The 21,009-nt window shown below is 47.5% G+C and carries 17 protein-coding genes; 13 read left to right on the top strand and 4 right to left on the bottom strand.

Features of this window, described 5'->3' with window-relative positions; translation table 11 throughout:
* Positions 1-171 precede the first annotated feature (171 nt).
* The 3 genes from JJQ72_RS02905 to JJQ72_RS02895 all read left to right on the top strand — a co-directional run bounded on the left by JJQ72_RS02905 (position 172) and on the right by JJQ72_RS02895 (position 3,332).
* Positions 172-2,568: a polyprenyl synthetase family protein gene (locus tag JJQ72_RS02905; RefSeq protein WP_208202705.1), complete on the top strand. Its 2,397-nt coding sequence runs from the start codon at positions 172-174 to the stop codon at positions 2,566-2,568.
* A gap of 60 nt (positions 2,569-2,628) precedes the next feature.
* Entirely contained in the window at positions 2,629-2,904 is a 276-nt protein-coding gene (locus JJQ72_RS02900) for a hypothetical protein (RefSeq protein ID WP_208202704.1), read from the top strand.
* Between the two features lie 152 nt (positions 2,905-3,056).
* A complete protein-coding gene (locus JJQ72_RS02895; protein ID WP_138225841.1) occupies positions 3,057-3,332 on the top strand; it encodes a hypothetical protein in 276 nt (91 codons plus the stop codon).
* Between the two features lie 287 nt (positions 3,333-3,619).
* Here the strand turns inward: JJQ72_RS02895 and JJQ72_RS02890 are convergent, their stop codons facing one another.
* Complete coding sequence (locus JJQ72_RS02890; protein ID WP_138225842.1) at positions 3,620-4,270, bottom strand: hypothetical protein; 651 nt, start codon at positions 4,268-4,270, stop codon at positions 3,620-3,622.
* The gene (locus JJQ72_RS02885; RefSeq protein ID WP_208202703.1) at positions 4,254-4,757 is read right to left on the bottom strand and encodes an RNA polymerase sigma factor; all 504 of its coding nucleotides are present in this window, start codon (positions 4,755-4,757) and stop codon (positions 4,254-4,256) included. The genes JJQ72_RS02890 and JJQ72_RS02885 overlap by 17 nt, the downstream gene beginning before the upstream one ends.
* Before the next feature lie 255 nt (positions 4,758-5,012).
* On the opposite strand from JJQ72_RS02885, the gene JJQ72_RS02880 reads away from it, so the two are divergent.
* The 3 genes from JJQ72_RS02880 to JJQ72_RS02870 all read left to right on the top strand — a co-directional run bounded on the left by JJQ72_RS02880 (position 5,013) and on the right by JJQ72_RS02870 (position 8,022).
* On the top strand, positions 5,013-5,219 hold the full coding sequence (locus JJQ72_RS02880) for a hypothetical protein (RefSeq protein ID WP_208202702.1): 207 nt from the start codon (positions 5,013-5,015) through the stop codon (positions 5,217-5,219).
* A 176-nt stretch (positions 5,220-5,395) separates the two neighbouring features.
* Positions 5,396-5,719: an ArsR/SmtB family transcription factor gene (locus tag JJQ72_RS02875; RefSeq protein ID WP_208202701.1), complete on the top strand. Its 324-nt coding sequence runs from the start codon at positions 5,396-5,398 to the stop codon at positions 5,717-5,719.
* A gap of 5 nt (positions 5,720-5,724) precedes the next feature.
* Positions 5,725-8,022 (top strand): heavy metal translocating P-type ATPase, encoded by a 2,298-nt coding sequence (locus JJQ72_RS02870; protein WP_208202700.1) that lies wholly within the window; start codon positions 5,725-5,727, stop codon positions 8,020-8,022.
* Between the two features lie 31 nt (positions 8,023-8,053).
* Here the strand turns inward: JJQ72_RS02870 and JJQ72_RS02865 are convergent, their stop codons facing one another.
* Positions 8,054-9,220 (bottom strand): MFS transporter, encoded by a 1,167-nt coding sequence (locus JJQ72_RS02865; RefSeq protein ID WP_208202699.1) that lies wholly within the window; start codon positions 9,218-9,220, stop codon positions 8,054-8,056.
* A gap of 12 nt (positions 9,221-9,232) precedes the next feature.
* A complete protein-coding gene (locus JJQ72_RS02860; RefSeq protein WP_208202698.1) occupies positions 9,233-11,221 on the bottom strand; it encodes an ATP-dependent DNA helicase in 1,989 nt (662 codons plus the stop codon).
* A 239-nt stretch (positions 11,222-11,460) separates the two neighbouring features.
* Between JJQ72_RS02860 and JJQ72_RS02855 the strand changes: the two genes are divergently transcribed.
* The 7 genes from JJQ72_RS02855 to JJQ72_RS02825 all read left to right on the top strand — a co-directional run bounded on the left by JJQ72_RS02855 (position 11,461) and on the right by JJQ72_RS02825 (position 20,992).
* The gene (locus tag JJQ72_RS02855; RefSeq protein WP_138225846.1) at positions 11,461-12,264 is read left to right on the top strand and encodes an AAA family ATPase; all 804 of its coding nucleotides are present in this window, start codon (positions 11,461-11,463) and stop codon (positions 12,262-12,264) included.
* 157 nt (positions 12,265-12,421) lie between these two features.
* Complete coding sequence (locus JJQ72_RS02850) at positions 12,422-13,654, top strand: carboxylate--amine ligase (RefSeq protein WP_138225847.1); 1,233 nt, start codon at positions 12,422-12,424, stop codon at positions 13,652-13,654.
* A gap of 233 nt (positions 13,655-13,887) precedes the next feature.
* On the top strand, positions 13,888-16,659 hold the full coding sequence (locus tag JJQ72_RS02845) for a glycoside hydrolase family 3 protein (RefSeq protein ID WP_208202867.1): 2,772 nt from the start codon (positions 13,888-13,890) through the stop codon (positions 16,657-16,659).
* Between the two features lie 196 nt (positions 16,660-16,855).
* On the top strand, positions 16,856-17,368 hold the full coding sequence (locus JJQ72_RS02840) for a hypothetical protein (RefSeq protein ID WP_208202697.1): 513 nt from the start codon (positions 16,856-16,858) through the stop codon (positions 17,366-17,368).
* Positions 17,369-17,403: 35 nt separating this feature from the next.
* A complete protein-coding gene (locus JJQ72_RS02835) occupies positions 17,404-18,321 on the top strand; it encodes a pentapeptide repeat-containing protein (protein ID WP_208202696.1) in 918 nt (305 codons plus the stop codon).
* 68 nt (positions 18,322-18,389) lie between these two features.
* Entirely contained in the window at positions 18,390-20,375 is a 1,986-nt protein-coding gene (locus tag JJQ72_RS02830; protein ID WP_208202695.1) for a DUF1430 domain-containing protein, read from the top strand.
* Positions 20,372-20,992, top strand: coding sequence for an ABC transporter ATP-binding protein (locus JJQ72_RS02825; protein WP_208202694.1), 621 nt, complete (start codon positions 20,372-20,374; stop codon positions 20,990-20,992). Before JJQ72_RS02830 ends, JJQ72_RS02825 begins: the two co-directional genes overlap by 4 nt.
* Positions 20,993-21,009: the final 17 nt, after the last annotated feature.

Genomic DNA, 21,009 nt, shown 5'->3' with positions numbered 1-21,009 from the left:
AGGTTTCATGAAGTATGTTGTTTCATGGACTCGATGGAAATGAATCAGCCCGTATTCAATCCAATATTATTCATCATTTTGAAACGGCTTCAATGTTCAGACGTAAGTTTGTTATACGTTGTAAAGATTAACAGTTCAGAGTCGAAGTCAAGGCAGTCGGGGGAAGCTTACATGACACATCACAATGACAATCAGGATAATGACAATCAGGCCGCAGGATGGTATGACAGAAAAGCAGCGCAGGCTTCACAATATTTTGAGCTGTTGTCAGCCTCTGTTCATCGGCAAGACTATGCAGAACACCTTATGGAGGATGTAAAGGCATGGAAGCAGCAGCATCACAGGCCTTTACTTTCACGGCTCCTGCAAGTCCGCAAGGAGCCGCGACCAGCGGAAAACTTCACTTATCTGAAGTATCTTCAGTATAACGGGCGGCTGAACGACTACTTGAGTCGCAGCATCACTTATATTTATATGCGAGATCTTGGAGCTTCTCCTGAGAATCCGGCAATCCAGCAAAGGATACAGAACCTGACCGTAAAAATAGAACATCTACTTGAACAGCACGTTAACTCAAATCATGAAGCTGCAAATGGCAATTTGTTCAGCTTTAAGGATCTATACCGCTGGGGACAGAAGGAACAGATTGAGCCTGTCATCATCTGGCTCATTGAGAAGCTGAGGCAAGTGCGCGACCATATTCCGGAAGGCATTCATAAGGAGCATGCCCAAAGAAAGCTGATCAAACTGATCGCAGGCGTCGTTATGCACGCCCTGGAGGAGCTGGGAGAGGACGTTTCTGCCGAGGAGCGCAGCAGAAGACTGGGCGAAGCCATCAAGCTGGGTTATTCTTACGGATTGACCTATCCTTTTATCGATGATCTTCTGGACTCCGATGTGCTCAGTCCAGAAGATAACCTGCAATATGCTCAAATGATCCGCCATGCTCTTGTCACAGGCATTGTTCCCGAACCGGGGGATTGGGCCCGGCAGCATGAGCAGCTGGCAGCATTTATTTATCGTGAGCTGAAATCAGCCTTTGAATATATTCAGTCCATTCAGCGTGACGAAACGCGAGGTGCGTTCTTTGAACAGACTTATGTGTTTTTTCATGCCCAGGAAATCGACCGGATCAAACGGCTGGATTACGCAGCGTACAGCAACGAAGAGCTTTATATTCCGATCATTCTGAAGTCTGCTGCTTCCCGGACTATTGTTCGTTCTGTTCTTGCAGCGGAAGCGAGTGCAGACTATGAAGAGCGCACCTTTTATTTTGGAATTTACAACCAGCTTTCCGATGATTTCGCAGATCTGTATGAGGATCTGGAGCATCAGTCTGTAACGCCGTACACCTATTACTTGACCCACCGAGAAAACCGCCCGGATCTGATCAATCCATTTGAATTGTACTGGGCTGTCGTTCATTATCTCATTCATCATTTGTATCAAGGTCATAAGCAGGTACAGGAGGCGATTCTAAGCAGAGCGATCAGCAGTCTGCACAGATGCCGGTCCCGGCTCGGCTATGATAAGTATAAGTTCTTGATGAAGGAGCTCGAACCAAGCCACACCCCGTTTGCGGTCCTGCTGCAGCAGCTGGTTCGTAACAGTAATCCTGTCCAATTCTTCGACAAGCTGCTACGGGATCAGCTGATCAGCTCACTGCGCAGTCAGGAGGAAGAAAAGGCTCAGTTCCGACAAACCATGGAGAATGCGCGACAAGTCATACAAGCATCCCTTCCGGTAACCTTGCCGCAAGAAGACCAAGCCTTTACCGCTGACATCATTGCTGCTGCGAATTACAGCCTGCAGGGCGAGAGCAAGCTGCTGCGCCCTGTGATTGCTTATGTCATGGGAGTCCTGGAATACGGATTTGCGGAAACGGACCTCCTGCCTTTACTCCGATCCCTGGAGTATATGCACACAGCCTCGCTTATTTTTGATGACTTGCCCTCTCAGGATAATGCAGCTACCCGGCGAGGGCGGCCCACGCTGCATGAGGTCTACGATAGTGCCTCCGCAGAGCTGGCCGGAGTCTACCTTATTCAGAAGGCGATGCAGGAGCAGGCTTCCTTGACCTCCTTTGATCCTTCCCGGGTGCAGTCTCTGATAAAATATTCCGCGGAGCGCGCGGGGGATATGTGCGCCGGCCAGATGAAGGATCTAAGCACAAGAGGCCAGACGCTGACGCTAGAGGAGCTGAATGCGATTTGCTACTACAAGACAGGTATTGCTTTTGAGGCAGCTTTGGTCATGCCTGCTATTCTTGCCGGGACACCGCCCGACGTCATCGACAGCATCAAGAAATTTGCTTACCATGCAGGCATCGCGTTCCAGATCCAGGACGATGTCCTGGACACCGAAGGCCATGCACAGACCCTCGGTAAAGATACCCAGATGGATCGGCAGAACGGAAATTCTACCTTTGTGACCATTCTTGGTGTGGAGGGTGCGCGGCAAGCCATGTGGGATCATTATTGCTCTGCCATGGAGGCGGTAGAGAAGCTAAAATTAAAAACGGCTTTTTTTCAGCATTTTCTGGATTACATTATTCATCGCAGCCACTGAAGCACAGGTTTTCCTGGATCATACGCACATTCCTTCACACCTGTCCTGGAGCCGTTATAAATGACAGTACCCAAATGCGGTGAGCCTTCATATGCTAAAGAAGATGTATGTAACAGCTTAACCATGGACAGCGATGACATTTTCTGCGTAAAGGCGGTGCTTATCATCAGCTATACCTTCAACACCTTGAACAGCAGTGAAAGCAGCCCTCAGCAGGATGCCAAGGATTTCTACATCATCCTGATCACCGCCATTGCGTTTTATCTTCTGTTTGTAGCTCCCCGTTCGACAGAGGAGGAAGGAGGGAACCCCGTTGGCAGGCACGAGAACCTCTAAAGCTCCAAACGATGAACAGCGAAGCATAAATCTGGTGTTATTTATTGTAATCTCACTCTCTTTCATTTACGGATTCGGGAAAGAATTGACGCCGGAGGCACCGGAAACAATCATTCCGTAACGGATGGATTCATGTGTAGTGGAGGCTAGCTATGGCACAAGGAAAATCGGGAAAAGGAAGCCGCAGACGTTCCAAGCCTAAGCAGGATCGGTCTCTGTTAAATAACCTAACGCCTCAGCAAATCGCGGTCATTGCCGGTTTACTTACCAATGCCTTGACCGTAGACTCCTTACTCATTGACAAGGAGCAGCGACTGCAAATCGTTCTTGGAGGCTCGCTGAGAAGGAAAACCAGGCTGGATCAATTGATTAACGAGCTGCAGGATGCATCCCTGGATGAATTGCTGGATTCACTGTTGAATCGGTAATCCAGCTGCGGAAAATGTCAGCTTCGAGCTTTTAGAAACTTAAAGGGCGGCCCTATAGTCAGGGCTTCATCACAACGATTCTGGAACAAGGCACATCAGCGAGAGATCGGACGAGCCTATTTTTGTGTCACCGGTTCCGGTTGGATTTGATCGATCACAAATTCATTCTTTGAACTGTCAAACTTATACGTAACCAAGAATCTAGAAGTTAATTTTTCTGAGTGATCTTTGTTTTTATCTGTCCGCGAAGTATCCTCCCCTTATCTTTATCAATCTAATAACCCAGTTCATTCATAGATTAACTTTCCTTTGTATATGATTTGATCTTCCGATTTGATCTCAATCTTAGTGCTACCGATCTTTGTACTATCCTTGTAGGCGTTTATCTCAAGGATACTGTCAGTTGTCGCTGATTGAGAAGGGTCATCATTTACCAAAGGAGTCCAATAAATATTTTCACCTGATTTAATGGTCGCTTTCTTTCCCTGCGGTATCACCTTAGAATCCTCTGGATTCCATAATAACAGTTGTCCCTCTGAGGTTTGTAATTCAATTTTTTCAGTACCTTCAGAAGCAATGGTTACAGGAAAGCCTGGCACACTGCTCATTAACATAGAGTATTCGCCAAGCGGGAATTCTACATCTGGTTTTACCACTAATGGTGCTCCGTCTGCTGCATAAGCAGTAACCACGAACCCGCTAAATAATGTAGATGGATTAGCTTGATCCCCATTGCGAAGAACAAGCGGTCCTCCAATGGCCAGAAGAAGGATAATCAAGCAGGAAACGGTAATCGTAGCGACCGTTTTGCGAAATTCCCGAGCTGCGGTATGAGGAGCATTGGCACTCGATTTGGCTTTGCGGATGATTAATTGTTTGAGATCATCATCCGCCTTTACTTCGTTCATACCGTTCACATACTTACTTCTCATCATCATCGTCAAATCCCCCCGTTATCTTCATCTTCAGAAGTTCTTTAGCTCGTTTTAGTTGTGTCCGAATCGTACTCTCTTTTATATTTAAAAGCTCGGCGATCTCGGCTGTTTTGTAGCCTTCATAATAGTAGAGATGTATGACTATCCGGTATTTCCGAGGAAGCATAAGAATAAGGGACACGACCTCCATGTTCTCTGTATGATTATTTGGCAGGGGTACCTCCTCGGATGGTGAGAACCATTTCTTCCACGGACTTCTGATCACGTCCTTACACGCATTTATCGTTACTCGTATGATCCATGCCTTTTCATGCTCAGTGTCGTTAAAGGAACGTTGGTGCTTAAAGAACTTGATATAGACCTCCTGGCACACATCTTGCGCATCTGCTAAATTGCCGAGGTGGGCTAGTGCCAGCCGTAGTATCATATCGGCGTATTTGTTCACTATACTTGTGATGTACTCATGTTTGTCTAGCTCGTTAACTCCCAATTGCTCTCCTCCTTTCACCCCTAACACGTTGGTAAATGAGGAAATGTTTCATCCCTCAAAAAAATAACTGCGTAGTTAAGCAGCATGATTTAAGTCAGTAGTAGCCATCAGGCACTAGGCAACGCACTAGGTGGGAAGCTAGCGACTATTGTACTTACGGCTGACATTTCAGAGGTAAACAGTCTTGTTCCTAAAATTGAAAAATGGATCACAGAGCTTAATGATTCCGATGGTGTTGGAATTTCTCAATATGAGTTGATCATTGATGATAAAACGACTTTATTATATTTGACAACAGATTTAGTGTATCGTGATTTCTATTGGTGGCAGTCCCCAGCTTTAGGCGATGAAGTGTGGACAAAAACTAAACCAGAGAGTCAGGAGCCTGCTGCTAGTAAAGACAAAGTTCCGGCAACACTTGAAGAAGGGATTACAACTGGTCCATCTGGAGTAGATTCATAAATTTACAATATTATTACAAATATTGGATAGCAATATAAGAAACATACATAAAGAAAAGGTGCTGCAATAAAAGCTGCGGATTTTTTGATTTGATTTATCAGATTAGATTATGCTAATATGTTTTCAACATAACATATGCGTTTAAACTAATATGATTGAGGAGGAGAGTGACTCACGTGCATACAATAGATCTGGATCTCAAAACAAAGTTTATCCGCGGCTTCTCCGATAAGACGCGTCTGCAAATCCTGAATATATTGAAAAGCGGAGAGAAGACGGTGTCTCAGATTGTAGAGGCTGTGCAGGGCAATCAGTCCAACATCTCCCAACACCTGGCATGCTTGAAGGGCTGTGGCATTATTGTCGGAAGACAAGAAGGCAAGTATATCTACTATGCCCTGCGTAACGAGCAGATTTTGTCACTCATCCAGCTGCTGGATGAGGTATATGAGCAGGTTCAGAACGAAACGATCGCTTGCGATAACCCGATAATGGAGTGATGAGCATGAATGAGGAGAAGAAAGAGTCAGGCTGCTGTCAGGATTCTTCTTGTACCACGAAGGAAACGGTGCAGCCTAAACATCAGATCAAGGTTGACCTTCGGCCAAAGGTGCAGGTCCGTGAACGTGCTGACGCTTGTCAGGATGATTGCTGCACAGCAGCACCTGCAAAGGCTGTTGAGAGCATTACACCGGCTGCACACATGAATGCTTCCTCGAAGATCAGAACCTATGCTATAGAGGGCATGGATTGCGGTGCATGTGCTGCAACGATTGAGAAGCAATTCAGGGGCGATCCGGCGGTGCAAAGCGTCAGCGTTAACTTTTCCACCGGTAAAATGCAAATGGAGCACGATCATCCGGTAGAGGAAATTATCAAGCGGGTGTCCAAGGCCGGGTTTCAAGCCACCCTGTTGACCAAGAAGCAGCAGAAGGCACCGGCGGCACCTACTGCCAAGCCATATCCCCTGATCCTTTCCGGCGTGCTGCTAGCGCTAGGCTTGATCAGCTCATTTACTGGCTTCTCTCCTGCATGGAGTACATTTGCTTATGTCTTGTCGATACTCACCGGCGGCTACAAGCCGGCTAAAAGCGCATATTACGCCCTCAAAAGCAGAGCTTTAGATATGAATGTGCTGATGACGGCTGCCGTCGTTGGCGCGGCCCTGATTGGAGAATGGCTAGAAGGAGCCACGGTCGTCTGGCTGTTCGCCCTTGGCAACATGCTCCAGACCGCATCTATTGAAAGAACTCGTCAATCCATCCGGAACCTGCTGGACCTCGCGCCGCCTGAAGCATGGGTTAAGGAGCAGGATAAGCTTGTCAAGGTGCCGGTCGAGGAGATGAGGTTGGGACAGATTATTGTAATCAAACCCGGGGATCGTATTCCGCTGGATGGCAGGGTCGTGGTGGGAGAGTCCAGTGTTAACCAGGCTCCCATTACGGGTGAGTCCATTCCGGTCGATAAAGAGATCGGGGATGCTGTCTACGCAGGAACGATTAACGAGCAGGGTACGCTGGAAGTAGAGGTTACTGCTCTAGCGGAGGATACAACGATCTCCAAGATCATCCATCTCGTAGAAGAAGCACAGGAGAAGAAAGCGCCGACGCAGGCTTTTGTCGATCGCTTTGCTCAAATATATACGCCTATTGTGTTTGCAGCAGCCTTGCTCACCATGGTGCTGCCTCCGGTAATCGGGCTGGGAAGCTGGGGAGAGTGGTTTTATAAAGGGCTGGAGCTGCTCGTGGTAGCCTGTCCTTGCGCGTTGGTTATTTCTACGCCGGTTGCCATTGTTTCCGCCATCGGAAACGCTGCGAAGCATGGGGTGCTCATCAAGGGTGGCGCATTTTTGGAAACGGCTGGCCGCATTAGTGCTATTGCTTTTGACAAAACAGGCACCTTGACGGAAGGCAAGCCCTCCGTATCTCACCTGGAGGCCTGGAAGGTCAGCGAATACGAGCTGCTCTCCATTGCATACACACTTGAGGAGTACTCAACGCATCCGATCGCTAAAGCGATCACGGCCTATGCTCAAAGCAAAGGCGTCGTCAAACAGAAGGGAACCGGATTTAATAACAAGGTAGGACGCGGTGTCGAGGCAGTAATGAACGGAACCACGTATTGGGCCGGGAATATGAAGCTGTTTCAGCACCTGCATATGCCTGACTCCATACAATCCAAAGTACAGAAGCTGGAGCAGGAAGGGAACACCTTAGTATTGATCGGCACAGCGGATCGGCTGCTAGGGCTGATTGCGGTGTCGGATCGCCTTCGGCAGGTGACCGTAGATGCACTGCAAGGTATTCGGCAGACGGGAGTGCAGGAGCAGGTCATGCTGACCGGGGATAATGAAGGAACCGCAAAGCATGTGGCTGCGAACTCCGGGGTATCCCGGTATTTTGCCGAGCTGATGCCAGAGCAGAAGGTAAGTGCTATTGAGAAGCTGCAGCACGAAGGCCACCGCGTAGCGATGGTCGGCGATGGAATAAATGATGCTCCTGCTCTGGCTGCTGCGGATCTCGGCATCGCCATGGGCGGCGCCGGGACGGACACCGCTATGGAAACCGCAGATATTGTGCTGATGGCCGACAATCTGGAGAAGCTGCCCCATACGATCAAGCTCAGCCGTAAAGCGCTCGGCATCATCAAGCAGAATATTTGGTTCTCGCTGATCATCAAGGCTGCTGCGCTGGTCCTAATCTTTCCTGATATATTGACACTATGGATCGCCGTGTTAAGCGACACGGGGGCCGCACTGCTCGTAATCTTGAACAGTATGAGACTGCTGCGAGTGAAGGGATAGAGCCATCTATCCCTTTTTGGTGTATCTGTATTTAGGGTAAATCACTAGTTCTCCATTTAAACAGCTCTCTACTAAGAAGCAGTCCCGCACTACATGCCAACAGCAAATACGGGAAAAAGGAGAACGAAATAAAGCTCAGCAGCTGACCCATACCGGGAGCGACAAGTGTCGTTCCCGTATAAGCACAAGCCATCTGAGCTCCCATGGCTGCCTGTGCGTGTTGACCGTAATACTGCGGCGTCTGATGCAGCATCGAAGGGAAGATTGGAGCCAGGCCACTGCCCACCAAGATGAATGACGTCAGCGTGAATGGGGTGGGCAAGGGCAGGAGCATGACGATAAAACCCAAAAGCGTCAGTACACTTCCGAAACGGATTAAGGTCTCGTTGCTCCAGCGGCTGGAAATCCATCCGCTTAGCATCCGCCCGGCCGTCATGCCGAGAAAGAATAACGATACCCAACCAGCTGCACTTTCCGGCGAAACCTGCTCCTGCTTCACCAAGTACGTCGAGCCCCACAGCATCATGGATGCTTCGATCGAAGCTACCAGAAAAAAAGATAGCAATCCCCACAGGGCACCTCTGCGGCTTAAAGTACTCAGCAGCGCCGGTTGCCTTTTATCCTCGGCTTCTCCATGAATGGAAATGGGTGAGGCTTCAACCCTCTTCCACACTGGAAGTGAGAATACCAGCAATATTACTATAGCCATTTGCAGCGAGGAGATGGTCAAGTATCCGCCTCTCCACGTATTTCCCTCGAACAGAAGTACAGACATGAGCAGGGGAGCCAGCATGGCTCCCACTCCCCAGAATGCATGAAGCCAGTTCATGTGCTTGGCCTCGTAATGCTCAGCTACAAATTTATTCAGCCCTGCATCAACGGCCCCAGCGCCTAAGCCTAGCGGTATTGAGCATAACAGCAGCCACAAAAATGAGTGGGAGAAAGAGAAGCCAAGCAGCGCAATGGCGGTCATGAACACACTTGTCAGCGTTATTTTCCCTGTACCCCATAACGAGATCAGGGAATGAGAGAAAAGACTGGAGAGAATCGTTCCCGAAGTGATTATGAACGAAACAAGACCTGCACTAGCGGTAGAGACCCCCAAATCTGAATTCATTAGCGGCCAGGATGAGCCAAGCAGCGAGTCTGGTAATCCAAGACTAATAAACGTCAGATAGATCAGAATTAGAAATAACATATGCTTCTTCCGCTAGCTATAGCTCAACAAAGCTTCAATCTCAAGAGCCGCTCCCGGCGGCAATACGGCTTCGATGCGTTCGCGGACACCATGGTCCAGCACCACCTCTGCGTCGAGCATGGCTGCAATGCCTTGATCGGTCGAGGTACGAATCAGCCTTCCCAAGCCTTGACGCAAGCGGAGCAGCATATAGGGAAGGTCAACCTCCTCAATAGCTGAAGCAGCCGCCTTCCGTTTTGCCGTAAATACGGGGTCCTGCGGCGGGTAGGGCAGTGACCAGATGATGACGTTAGATAATGAAGGCCCCGGTACATCAAGGCCCTCCCACAGGCTCGCTGCACAGAGCACGCTCTGTTCCTGCTGCTGAAATTGTGTAATCAGGCTGCTGATCTCCCGGTCCCCCTCATACAGCATGGTATAGGCTGTGAGCTTTGGATGACGCATTGACGCATGCTTGAATGCCTTGAGCTCATCCATGGTTTTGAATAACAATAGAGCTCGTCCGCCGGTCCGTTCAATCAGCTTGGCTGCCAGCTCCAGCTTCTGCATCAGCTTCTCTTCCTCCGTCATAGAATCGCTGTGCATAAGCTCCCGCGGCGCAAGCAGCTTCATCTGCTTCTCGTAATCATAAGGAGAGGCTACCGAGAAGGAGATATAATCCGTTATACCAAGGCTCTCGGCCACGTAGTCAAAAGATCCATCCACTGACATCGTGGCGGACGAGAAGACAATCGGCATTTTCAGTCCGAACACGCGCTCCTTCAGCACCTCTTTGACCGTCTGCGGCATCATGGCCAGCGTAGCCTCACCATTCTGATTCATTTCCGCCCAGCAGATGAATCGGTCACGCTTCTGAAACAGCTGCAGCGCAATCTGGATCATCTCCAGGTGCTCCTCTACAATGCGCAGCTTATACTCATCCAGGGTATGCAGTCCACTCTCAAACACCAGCTCCTCATCAATTTGCTCAATCGTGCTCCGCCAGCGATTCAGTTCAGAAATCAGCTTCTCATCCACGTCAATTTCATAACGGTCGGATCCCGGAATGGCTTTGGCCTGCTTGGCAATGAGGTCAAACACCAGCTGACTCTGATCCAACGAAGCTTCAATGGACTCGGCCAGCGTCTCCCGAATCTCGCCATCCAGAAGCCGGGTGATAATCTCCTCATAAGCACTATGCTTCAGCTTGTAGCTGAGGGCTTGCTGCGCCGCGGATTCCAGCAAATGCCCCTCATCAAAGACGACGGAGCTATGCTCCGGCAACAGAGGGAGCTGGCCTTCACGCTTGCGCCCCTCATATGTCCATACATGCTCCATGTAATAATCATGGGAACAAATAATGAGGTCGGTCGATTTGCGATAATGATCCCGGGATAAGGTCATGCCGCAGCGATGTCTTTTTTCACATACAAAACAGTCCTGGAATGAGTCCCAGTTTATCTTCTGCCACTGCTCATTACTCAAATGAGGATATTGCTTTCGGTCACCATAAGGATAGAAGGCCTGCATCGTACCGGGAGCATGAACAAAGTCAGGGAGGCTTTCGTGCACCTCTTCAATGAATGCTGCATCCTCATCCTGAAGACGAGCACCGTCTATTTTACGGAGACACAGATATTGATCGGGTGATTTACCAAGCCTTGCGTCAATCTGCAGATCCAGGTAAGAAGCCAGCTTCGCCAGATCTCCTTCCTGCTTCACCAGCTGCTCGATCAGCGATTCATCCGCGCAGGCAATGACAGCCGGCTTGCGGGTATACCTCGCATAATTGATGGCATAAAGCAGATACACCAGGGTTTTCCCTGTACCTACACCGGCTTCAGCAAAAATGGTCTGTTGCTCTGCAAAGGCACGCTCCAGCTGATAGGCCATATAAATTTGTTCATCCCGGATCTCGAACCCATGCTCCGGCAGCACATCATAAAAAACATCCGCCACCCAATCGCCAACCTGCTTGACGAACGGTTCTGACGGATTATAGGAAAAAGGATATCGCTCCACGCTCACGCCTCCGACACAATTTAATATCGTTTAATGTAAACATCAATCTCATTACGATTTGGAAAACATCAATTATCTCATGGAGTAACAGGTTTAGCAAGATAAAGTTGAATGAACTACACTTCCGACGTTTAGCAAAATGGTTGACAACGGCAAAACAAATTGCATATACTTCATTTATTCGTAATCATTACAATTAAATGAATGTCATCATTATGATGGACAAGGGAGAATGAAGCATGGGCAAAACGTCATCCAATCAACGGCTGCCACGGGCCAAAGGCATCGACATGGCTGCTTATTATACGGTTAAAGAATGTGAGAGCAGGGTAAAGCGTATTGTGCTGCCGGATCGAAACCGGCAGATTGTGGAGGAGTTCATTACCATTTTGGGCATGAAGGAAAGGTTTAAGGAGCATGATGTGCCGATTCCCAATAAGATTGTGATGTTTGGGCCTCCCGGGACAGGCAAGACGCTGACCGCGTTCTATGTAGCAACCCGGCTGGAGCTGCCTCTGCTGCTGGTGCGTCTGGATGCTGTTATTCATAGTCATTTGGGAGAGACCGCGAGCAATGTACGTAAAATTTTTGAATATGCGAAGGCCACACCTTGTGTCCTGTTTCTGGATGAATTCGACGCCATCGCGAGAACGCGAGAGAACAACGATGAGGTTAAAGAAATGTCCCGGGTGGTTAACACGCTTTTGCAATGTCTGGATGAGTTTGAAGGCGACAGCATCTTTATGGCGGCAACCAATCTGGAAACCGAGCTGGATCACGCAATCTGGCGGCGGTTTGACACCAAGATGGCCTACAGCCTGCCGGATGAGAAGGAACGGGATCAATATATTTCGCTCCTGATCGGAGGTTTCGGCCAAGAGGATCACCTCCAGTCGATCGCTGCATCCATTCTTCAAGGATCAAGCTACGCAGAGATGGAGCAAATTGTTCTGAAGGCCAAGCGAAAGGCAATCATCGAGGATAGCCTGCTGCGCGCAGATCATATTGAAGAAGCTTTTGCGGAGTACCAGCCCAAGCGTTAACCTTTAATGGAAGAAGATCTGAAAATCATCGGCTTCCTGATCCTGACCGTCATATCAAACTTGAAATATCCAGGAACTGCGCATAAACTAAAATGCAGAACATGTGAGCTTTGATGCAAAGTGAGATGGACAAGTACATAAAGGATAAGGAGCAGACATGAAAACATACGATTTTCTACCCATCATCCTAGGAAGCGATGAAAACGCATATGGCAATGCCCGGCTGATTCATGAAGCCTATCAGATCAAGCCTTTACTGCTGTGCACCCGGCTGCTCATTCCAACGATGAACAGTCAGTTGTTTCACCTTGTGCAGATCGACAGATTTGACCATGACGAGGTCTTTCCCGGAGCGCTCTTATCCATTCTGGAGAAGCACGCTGCCGACAATCAAAAAATAGTGGTCATCCCATGCTCAGACTACTATGCCAGCCTGCTGACCCGTCATTATTCCAAATTCAAAGGGCTGATTGCGAATCACTTTATTTCTGAGGAGCTGCTGGATACCTTTGATACAAAGGATAAATTCTATCAGCTGTGTGAGCGCCATGGACTTGACTATCCCAAGACGATCGTATGTCAACCGCATGAACGCGAAACCGCTTTGGATAAGATGAGCTTTGACTTTCCGATCGTAGTAAAGCCGGAGAACAGCAATGCCTATGACTACCTGCATAGTGATTTTGAAGGCAAGAAGAAGGTGTTCTTTTTCCATGATAAGAATGAATATCTCAAGATGGTCACAAGCCTGAATCGTTCGGACTATCAAGGAAAATTAATTATTCAGGAGTTCATTCCCGGCGGGGATGACGCCATGCGAGTCATGAACAGCTATTCGGATGAGAACGGCAAGGTCAAGCTGATGAGTCTGGGACAGCCCGTCCTGGAGGAATACGCTCCCAAAACACTCGGTAATTATGCCGCCATTATTGCTCGCTCCGACATGAAGCTGTACCAGCAGATCAAGACCTTTCTGGAGGAGATCGGTTATGTGGGCTTCTCGAATATCGATATGAAATACGATAGCCGAACCGGAAAGTATATGATGTTTGAAATCAATCCGAGAATGGGAAGAAGCAGTCTTTTTGTCAGAGCGGCGGGCCTGAATATGATCAAGGTGCTGATCGACAATGTCGTCTATGGCAAGGAAGAGGAATGTGTCTACGGCAATCAGACAGGAATGTGGACCAATGTTCCTAAGAGCGTACTGAACAGATACGTATCGAACTCGAAGCTGCTTCAAGAAATCCATGAGCTGTATAAACAAAAAAAGGTTCTAAAATCGCTCTGGTATCCCCCGGATTTGAACCTCAAACGAATCATTCGAATTGCAAGATACAATAATGGACATGTGAAAAATTTCCGCGAGCATTATTTTGAGAAGCAATAGGAACATCACAGCACTCCGTAGTCATAGGGTTTACGATCAAACAGCAGCTTGGGCTAGGTCCAGGCTGCTGTTTTTTTGGGGAATATAGCGGATCTATACAGCAGGCTTCACTCGAAAATATTGAAATTGTAGCATCTATCTTAAATTGTTGGTATGTCCTGTTGTCTGAAACCCAAGTACAATTTACATAGTATGAGATTATGATCATCGGAGGGAATGCTTTGCCAAAGAATATGAACCAGAAACCATCACAGGCCTTTGCAGACTTCAGCCGCAAAGCCGCAACAGAAGGAGCCGTACTGCTCCAAAATCACGAACAAGGTCTGCCGATTGGACAAGGGAAGGTTGTTTCGGTGTTCGGACGCTCCCAGATTGACTATTATCGCAGCGGTACCGGCTCTGGCGGTAGCGTCAATGTAGCCTATACAACGAATTTGTTAGACGGTTTGCGCAGCAAGCCGCAGGTTAAAGTCAACGAGGCTCTGGCAGGTATTTACGAGGAGTGGATCAAGGAGCATCCGTTTGATAACGGCGGCGGCGCTTGGGCGGCAGAGCCTTGGCATCAGCAGGAAATGCCTTTAAGCGATGACATCGTGCAACATGCCCGCAGCCTCTCGGATCAAGCTATCGTTGTTATTGGCCGGACCGCTGGCGAGGATCAGGATAACGCACATGCTCCTGGCAGCTATCTGTTAACGACTGCGGAGCAGGAAATGCTCACCTTGGTCAGTAGTCATTTTGAGCGTATTGTGGTTGTCTTGAACGTGCCCAATATTATAGATATGAGCTGGCTGAAGGACAGCGGGCACAAGCATCCTATTTTGAGTGTGATTTATGCCTGGCAGGGTGGTATGGAAGGCGGCAATGCCATTGCGGATCTGCTGGCCGGGGATGCTGTGCCGAGCGGCAAGCTGACTGATACCATTGCATATACGCTGGAGGATTATCCGTCAAGCGCTAACTATGGCAGTGATACGAAAAACCTGTACCAGGAAGACATTTATGTCGGCTATCGGTATTTCGAGACCTTTTGCCCGGAGAAGGTTCAATATCCCTTCGGCTATGGTCTGTCTTACACCACGTTTAGCATCGAAGGTGCACAAGGAAGTGTAGTGCGTGAGAATGGTGAGGACATCATTCAGGTTGAAGCCACCGTGACCAATACCGGAGCTGTTTATGAAGGAAAAGAAGTGTTCCAGGTGTATGTGGAGGCTCCGCAAGGCAAGCTGGGTAAGCCTGCTCGCGTGCTTGCCGGTTTTATCAAGACCGGATTGCTGAAGCCCGGATCATCCGAACAAGTGACGGTGCGAATACATGCTCATGCGCTGGCGTCCTACGATGACAGCGGTGTCACCGGACATCGGTCGGCATATGTGCTGGAAGCGGGGCATTATCGCTTCCATGCGGGATGCAGTGTACGTGAGACCGTGCCAGTCCAGCTGGATGGATTGGAGGGCTATGAGGTGAAGTCGCTGCAGGTGGTCAAGCAGCTGCAAGAGGCAATGGCACCCACTGAAGGCTTCACCCGCATCGTGCCGGGAGAGCGGAAGCAGGACGGAACCTACGAGCTGACCTATGCAGAGGTGCCTACGCGTCAGGTCGATATGGCCAAACGTATAGAAGCTGGACTTCCGGCAGAAATGACACCGACAGGGGATCAGGGATTTAAGCTGCAGGACGTGCAGGCGGGCCGCGTGACATTGGAGACGTTTATTGCTCAGCTGAGTGATGAAGATCTCGCTGCGCTTGTCAGAGGCGAAGGCATGAGCAGTCCGCTCGTTACACCCGGGACTGCTTCAGCCTTTGGCGGAGTAACCGAGCAGCTGCTTCACTATGGACTGCCCGTCGCCTGTACGGCAGACGGCCCATCCGGCATCCGAATGGATAGCGGACATCTGGCCACCCAGGTTCCGATCGGTACGCTGCTTGCTGCCAGCTGGAATACAGAGCTGGTGGAGGCGCTGTATGTATGGGAAGGACAGGAGCTGCTGGATTACCAGATTGACGCTCTGCTCGGACCGGGGATGAACATCCGCCGGCATCCGCTGAATGGACGTAACTTTGAATACTTCTCGGAGGACCCACTTCTAACTGGTGTTATGGCCAGTGCATCAGTGCGGGGAATTCGAAAGGGCGGCGCTCATGCGACGCTGAAGCATTTTGCTTGTAACAATCAGGAGCATCAGCGTCATTTCGTCAATGCCGTAGTGTCTGAGCGCGCAATCCGGGAAATTTACCTGAAAGGCTTCGAAATCGCGGTGAAGGATGGCGGCGCGACCTGCATCATGACTGCTTATAATCCGGTGAACGGCTATTGGTCTGCATCCAGCTATGATCTGAACACCACCATCCTGCGGGGCGAGTGGGGCTTTACCGGGATTGTGATGACGGACTGGTGGGCCAAGATGAATGACCCCGTCCTGGGCGGAGCGTATGATGAGAAGAACACGGCCGCCATGGTCCGGGCACAGAACGATCTGTACATGGTTGTACAGAACTACGGAGCTCCATTCAACGTCATGAACGACAACACGATACAAGGCCTAGCAGATGGGCTCGTTACACGGGCTGAGCTGCAGCGGGCGGCCAGCAACATCTGCCGTTTCCTGATGAATGCTCCGGTATTTGCACGTGAACCTCAAGCGGAGCCGCCTGTCGCAAGAATGGCTGCGGCAGAAGCTTCTGCTTCAGCAGTACAGGTGCTAGAAGGCGAAGGGCAGATCGTTCCTAACGAAACCGAGTCCATCACATTCCGCGTAGAAGAGGCCGGGATCTACCGTCTTGTCGTTAAGCTGAAATCCGATGCTGTACGCTGGGCACAGTGTGCCTGTAACGTGTACTTGAATGAGGAGCTGTTAACGACCGTGCAAACCAGCGGTACAGAGGGAAGCTGGCTGCAGCAGCGTCTCGGCAAGGTGGAGCTGGAGCAGGGGTATTATGAGATGAGGCTGGATTTTGTGAAGCCAGGAATCGAGCTGGGCTGGATTGCATTCAAGAAAGAATAATTGAGAACGCCATAATGATCATTGAGCATCATTAACTAGATTGAGGAGCTTATGACAGTCTTGGAGACTGCTGTAAGCTCCTTTTTTGCGCAACTGTACCTTCGATAACATGGCATTAGAATAATAGGAATTTTATTAAAGATCATCATCGGAGTCATATTATTCCAATAACTAGTTCAATTTGGTATTATATAAGATGAATGATTTATCATTGGGTGATAGAAAGTTGGGTTTGACCATGCAGGATCAACAAAGAAAGAAATCTAAACTGAAAAGTCGTTATTGGCATATAAGTCATTGGATTCAAAAGGTGAATTATATATTTATCTTATTGCTCCTCGTATTGACCAGCGTGGCTTATATTTTGTTTTCGGATAACAACGATAAAAGAAATCTATCTATTTCGAACCAGAGCGACATACAGTCCATGACCATTTATAAGAATGTCTATATGTCCAATCAAAGCAGCCAGACGATCACGGATTTGCAAACGATTCATAGAATTGTCAACCAGATAAATAGCTCTGAACGAGTAAAGGCCACAGAAATAGTGTTTGAAAAGGGCCCTGAAGGTTTGCTTGTCTTCAAATTTATGAATGACGCTTCATTACATATTCCTTTTTTTCAAAATAGCGGGGATGTGCTGTATAAAAAAACTCTCATTGATGCAGATCTGGTGAAATGGATATCAGCCGCTCAATTGCGATAAAGCACAAATCATATAGGTAAAGGGTGAAGGTGCAGATGAAATGTTTGAATGACGGAAACGTCCAGGTCAAGCAAGAGAAGGACGGCGAAGATCTTCGGGCAGATTGTGATCATTGTTTTGGGCTATGCTGTGTCTCTCTATGTTTCTCAGCTTCTGAAGGTTTCCCCATTGATAAAGAAGCAGGTCAACCGTGTATCCAACTGCAGCATGACTTTCGTTGCAATATTCATAAAAGCCTGAGTGCCCGTGGTCTTAAGGGGTGTTTGGCATTTGACTGTTTCGGAGCGGGGCAGAAGGTTTCTCAGATTACGTTCCGCGGGCAAGACTGGCGCCAGTTTCCGGACACAGCTAAGTCAATGTTTAACGCATTCCTGATTATGCTGCAGCTTCATGAATTGATGTGGTATTTGACAGAGGCAATGACGCTTCAAGCGGGAAAGCCTGTTCATGACGAGATTCGCAGCTTGCTGGAGATGACAGAGCGATGGAGTCTGCTCCCAGCTAACGAGCTCCTGGAATTAGACATGATTGAACACCGTGCACACGTAAATACACTGCTTATGAAAACCAGTGAACTAGTGCGTGCGGAGGCTCGAAGTAAGCAAAAACATGGAACGAGGCCGAAAAAAGGGGGTTCCGCTCGTAAAGTGAAGATGGGTAGAGGGGCCGACCTCATTGCCGCCGATCTGAGAAAAGTGGACCTGAAAGGAGCTTATTTGAGAGGAGCGTATCTCATTGCTGCTGACCTGAGAGGAGCGAATCTGAGGGGGGCAGATCTCATCGGTGCAGATTTTCGTGATGCCGATATTAGGGGAGCTGACCTCTCCAAGAGCATTTTTCTAACTCAATCTCAGATCAATGCGGCTAAAGGCGATGATCATACACGATTACCTTTGGCACTCACACGTCCACAGCACTGGGACGATCCTTTTGTGGACGGAGCTTTCAGGTGAAATTATGAATAATCAGCCCATCGAGCCGCTGGTTAAACACTAGCCAATATGTCTGGAGGTTTGTACCTTTGAAGGGAATTAAATACATCATTTGTTTCTTTGTTTTTTGTTTTGCGATGGTGATTGTGGCTGAAAGTCAGATTTTTCGTCTGGATCAGTTTCACAGCCCATACCGGTACACCTCTTTGTATCTTCAACATGGTCAGGACGAGAAGGATATGGTTCAAGATATTCTCCGGGCTGCAGACAGAAATAACGTGAAGGTGTTTACCTATATCAAAACTCCGACTGGCAATTACGATTCCATAAAGCTATATGGTACGCCAAATTACCAGCAGCACCTTAACTTTGAGCTCAGTATATATGATAAGCACTATAAAAGCTTATTTGTGGGCGACATACATTTCAGCTTTCATTCGCTTGAAGAAATCCAAGGTCTTAAAGATGTCCATGATTTTTATATTATAGGGGGTAAAGATGAAGCCGATCAATTTAAGTCTGAGCTAATAAATACGTATGCCGGTAATTTTCCCCGGGAAGGCTATCAGAACCGAGATGCACAGTTTACCGTGTTTGCAATTTGGGGGTTAGTAGCAGGCATTGTCCTCTTGCTCACGTACTATGATGTACTTCGTCAAAGAAAGGAAAATCTGATTCGCATTTCGATGGGCGAAAGAGTAAGCACGATCTTGATTAAAAATATCATTAGCGACACCCTGGTTTTTGCGCTTATGTTTAGTATTATATTCATAGGATTAAATCGCCTCACGTCTATTACACATCAATTCACGGAGTCACTCTTATGTATAGCTGTTCTTCTTGTCTTGAATGGATCGGTTTATTTAAGTCTTCGTACCACGCACATCAAACAAGCCTTCTCAAATACTAGCAGCAATACGAGGAGACTTCTCACGCTTAATTATGTCTTCAAGGCCTTTACCGTTATAGTAACTATAACTATTATTTCCAGTAATCTTGTTATGATTCATGATTCCTATCAGCTATATAAACAAAAGCCATTTTTCGAAAAGCATGCTCAATTTTCTTATATTTACATACAATATAGACCGTATGTTGATCAAAACGGTACAGCTCATGCAATGTTTGAAGAAAGCGAGCTATTACAATCCGAATTCTATTCGGAACACTTCAATTCAACTAAGGCTACATTAATTTCGGTGGTTTACAGCCCTTTGTCCACATCGCATCCAGCCGTTATGGCCAATCGAAATACATGGAGCTATTTGTCAGATCAAATGGACCCGCTGAAAAGCGAGCCCTTGGAGCATGATTATTACTTTATACTTCCAGCAGATCTGTTGAATGATTCCCGCATTATAGAAGAATTAAAGCAAGAATATTTATTTTTCGAGAATAAAGGCATCCAAGAAAATCAATACAAAGTCATTTATTATGATAAAAAGGCTTATGTTACAGCAATCAATGAAAACAACAACTACGGAAGTGAGCGTCTGAAGAATCCCGTTATTATGTACGATAATACGGTACCTGAGTCGCAGCCTCTTCATGTTAGTCCCCATCGAGCCAATTACATCAGAGAAGTGATGTATAATATTACAGACGAGGCGTTCGATCAATTTCTTGTGAAGCATCAGCTTACTGAATCGAATGCCATACTATCTAAAACCAATGTGATGGACAAGTTCAATAACCAGTGGAATGCTGCCAAGAAAATTCTTTATATAAACCTTGTCTTTAGTTTACTAGTGCTCATATTAGAATTCATGATTATCCTCTCTTTAATCAAATTAGAATATGAAGCAAACGCAATCGAACTTTCAGTAAAAAAAGTACTCGGCTTCAGCGTTTGGGAGAAACATAGAAAGATGATTCTCATTACACTCATTACAACGATTCTAGGTACGGCCTCTGCTGCAGCCATTACCATGTTGATGAACTATCAGCTTGTCGGTTATTTGGCAGCTGCTGGCGCAGTAATAATGATGTTAGAGTTGATTGTTATTTTCAGCAACATTAAGCGTATTGAAAAAGCTAACATACAACGAATCTTGAAAGGGGGGAATGTGACATGATATCCATTCGAAACCTCAATAAGTCTTTTGGCGGCAAGACATTATTCTCCAATTTTAATATGGAGATACAAGCTCAAGATTTTATGATCATTTCGGGTCCCAGCGGTTGTGGTAAGACCACTCTTCTGAATATGATCGGTGCCATAGAGTCTGTTGAGTCTGGCATCATCGAGGTAGATGGCGTTGATATCAGCAAGAAGAACAATCAACTTCATTATTTTCGCACCAAAGTAGGTTTTTTATTCCAGAATTTTGCATTGGTAGATCACAAAACAGTGCGTGACAATTTATTAATGATTCGAAAAAATTCAAGATCAAATCTTTCCATAGAGGAAGCCTTGCAAAAGGTGGGCCTCGAAGATAAATTAAATTCCAAAGTGTACACTCTTTCGGGAGGTGAACAACAACGGGTAGCACTTGCTCGTTTGATGCTTAAGAAATGCGATGTTATTCTGGCCGATGAGCCTACGGGCTCCCTAGATCATAATAACGCAAAGACTGTTCTTGCTATTCTCAAAGAGTTCAATCAGCAGGGCAAGACCATTGTACTTGTCACACACGATGAGAAGATTATACATCAAGGGAACAAAGTGGTTTCTTTGAGCGAAAATAAATAGAAAGCTTGGTGTCCTTC

The sequence above is a fragment of the Paenibacillus sp. F411 genome (assembly GCF_017582705.1).
Classification (GTDB): Bacteria; Bacillota; Bacilli; order Paenibacillales; family Paenibacillaceae; genus Paenibacillus_AQ; species Paenibacillus_AQ algicola.
Note: the sequence above shows the minus strand (reverse complement) of the source record. Positions and strands in the feature narration are given on the sequence as shown.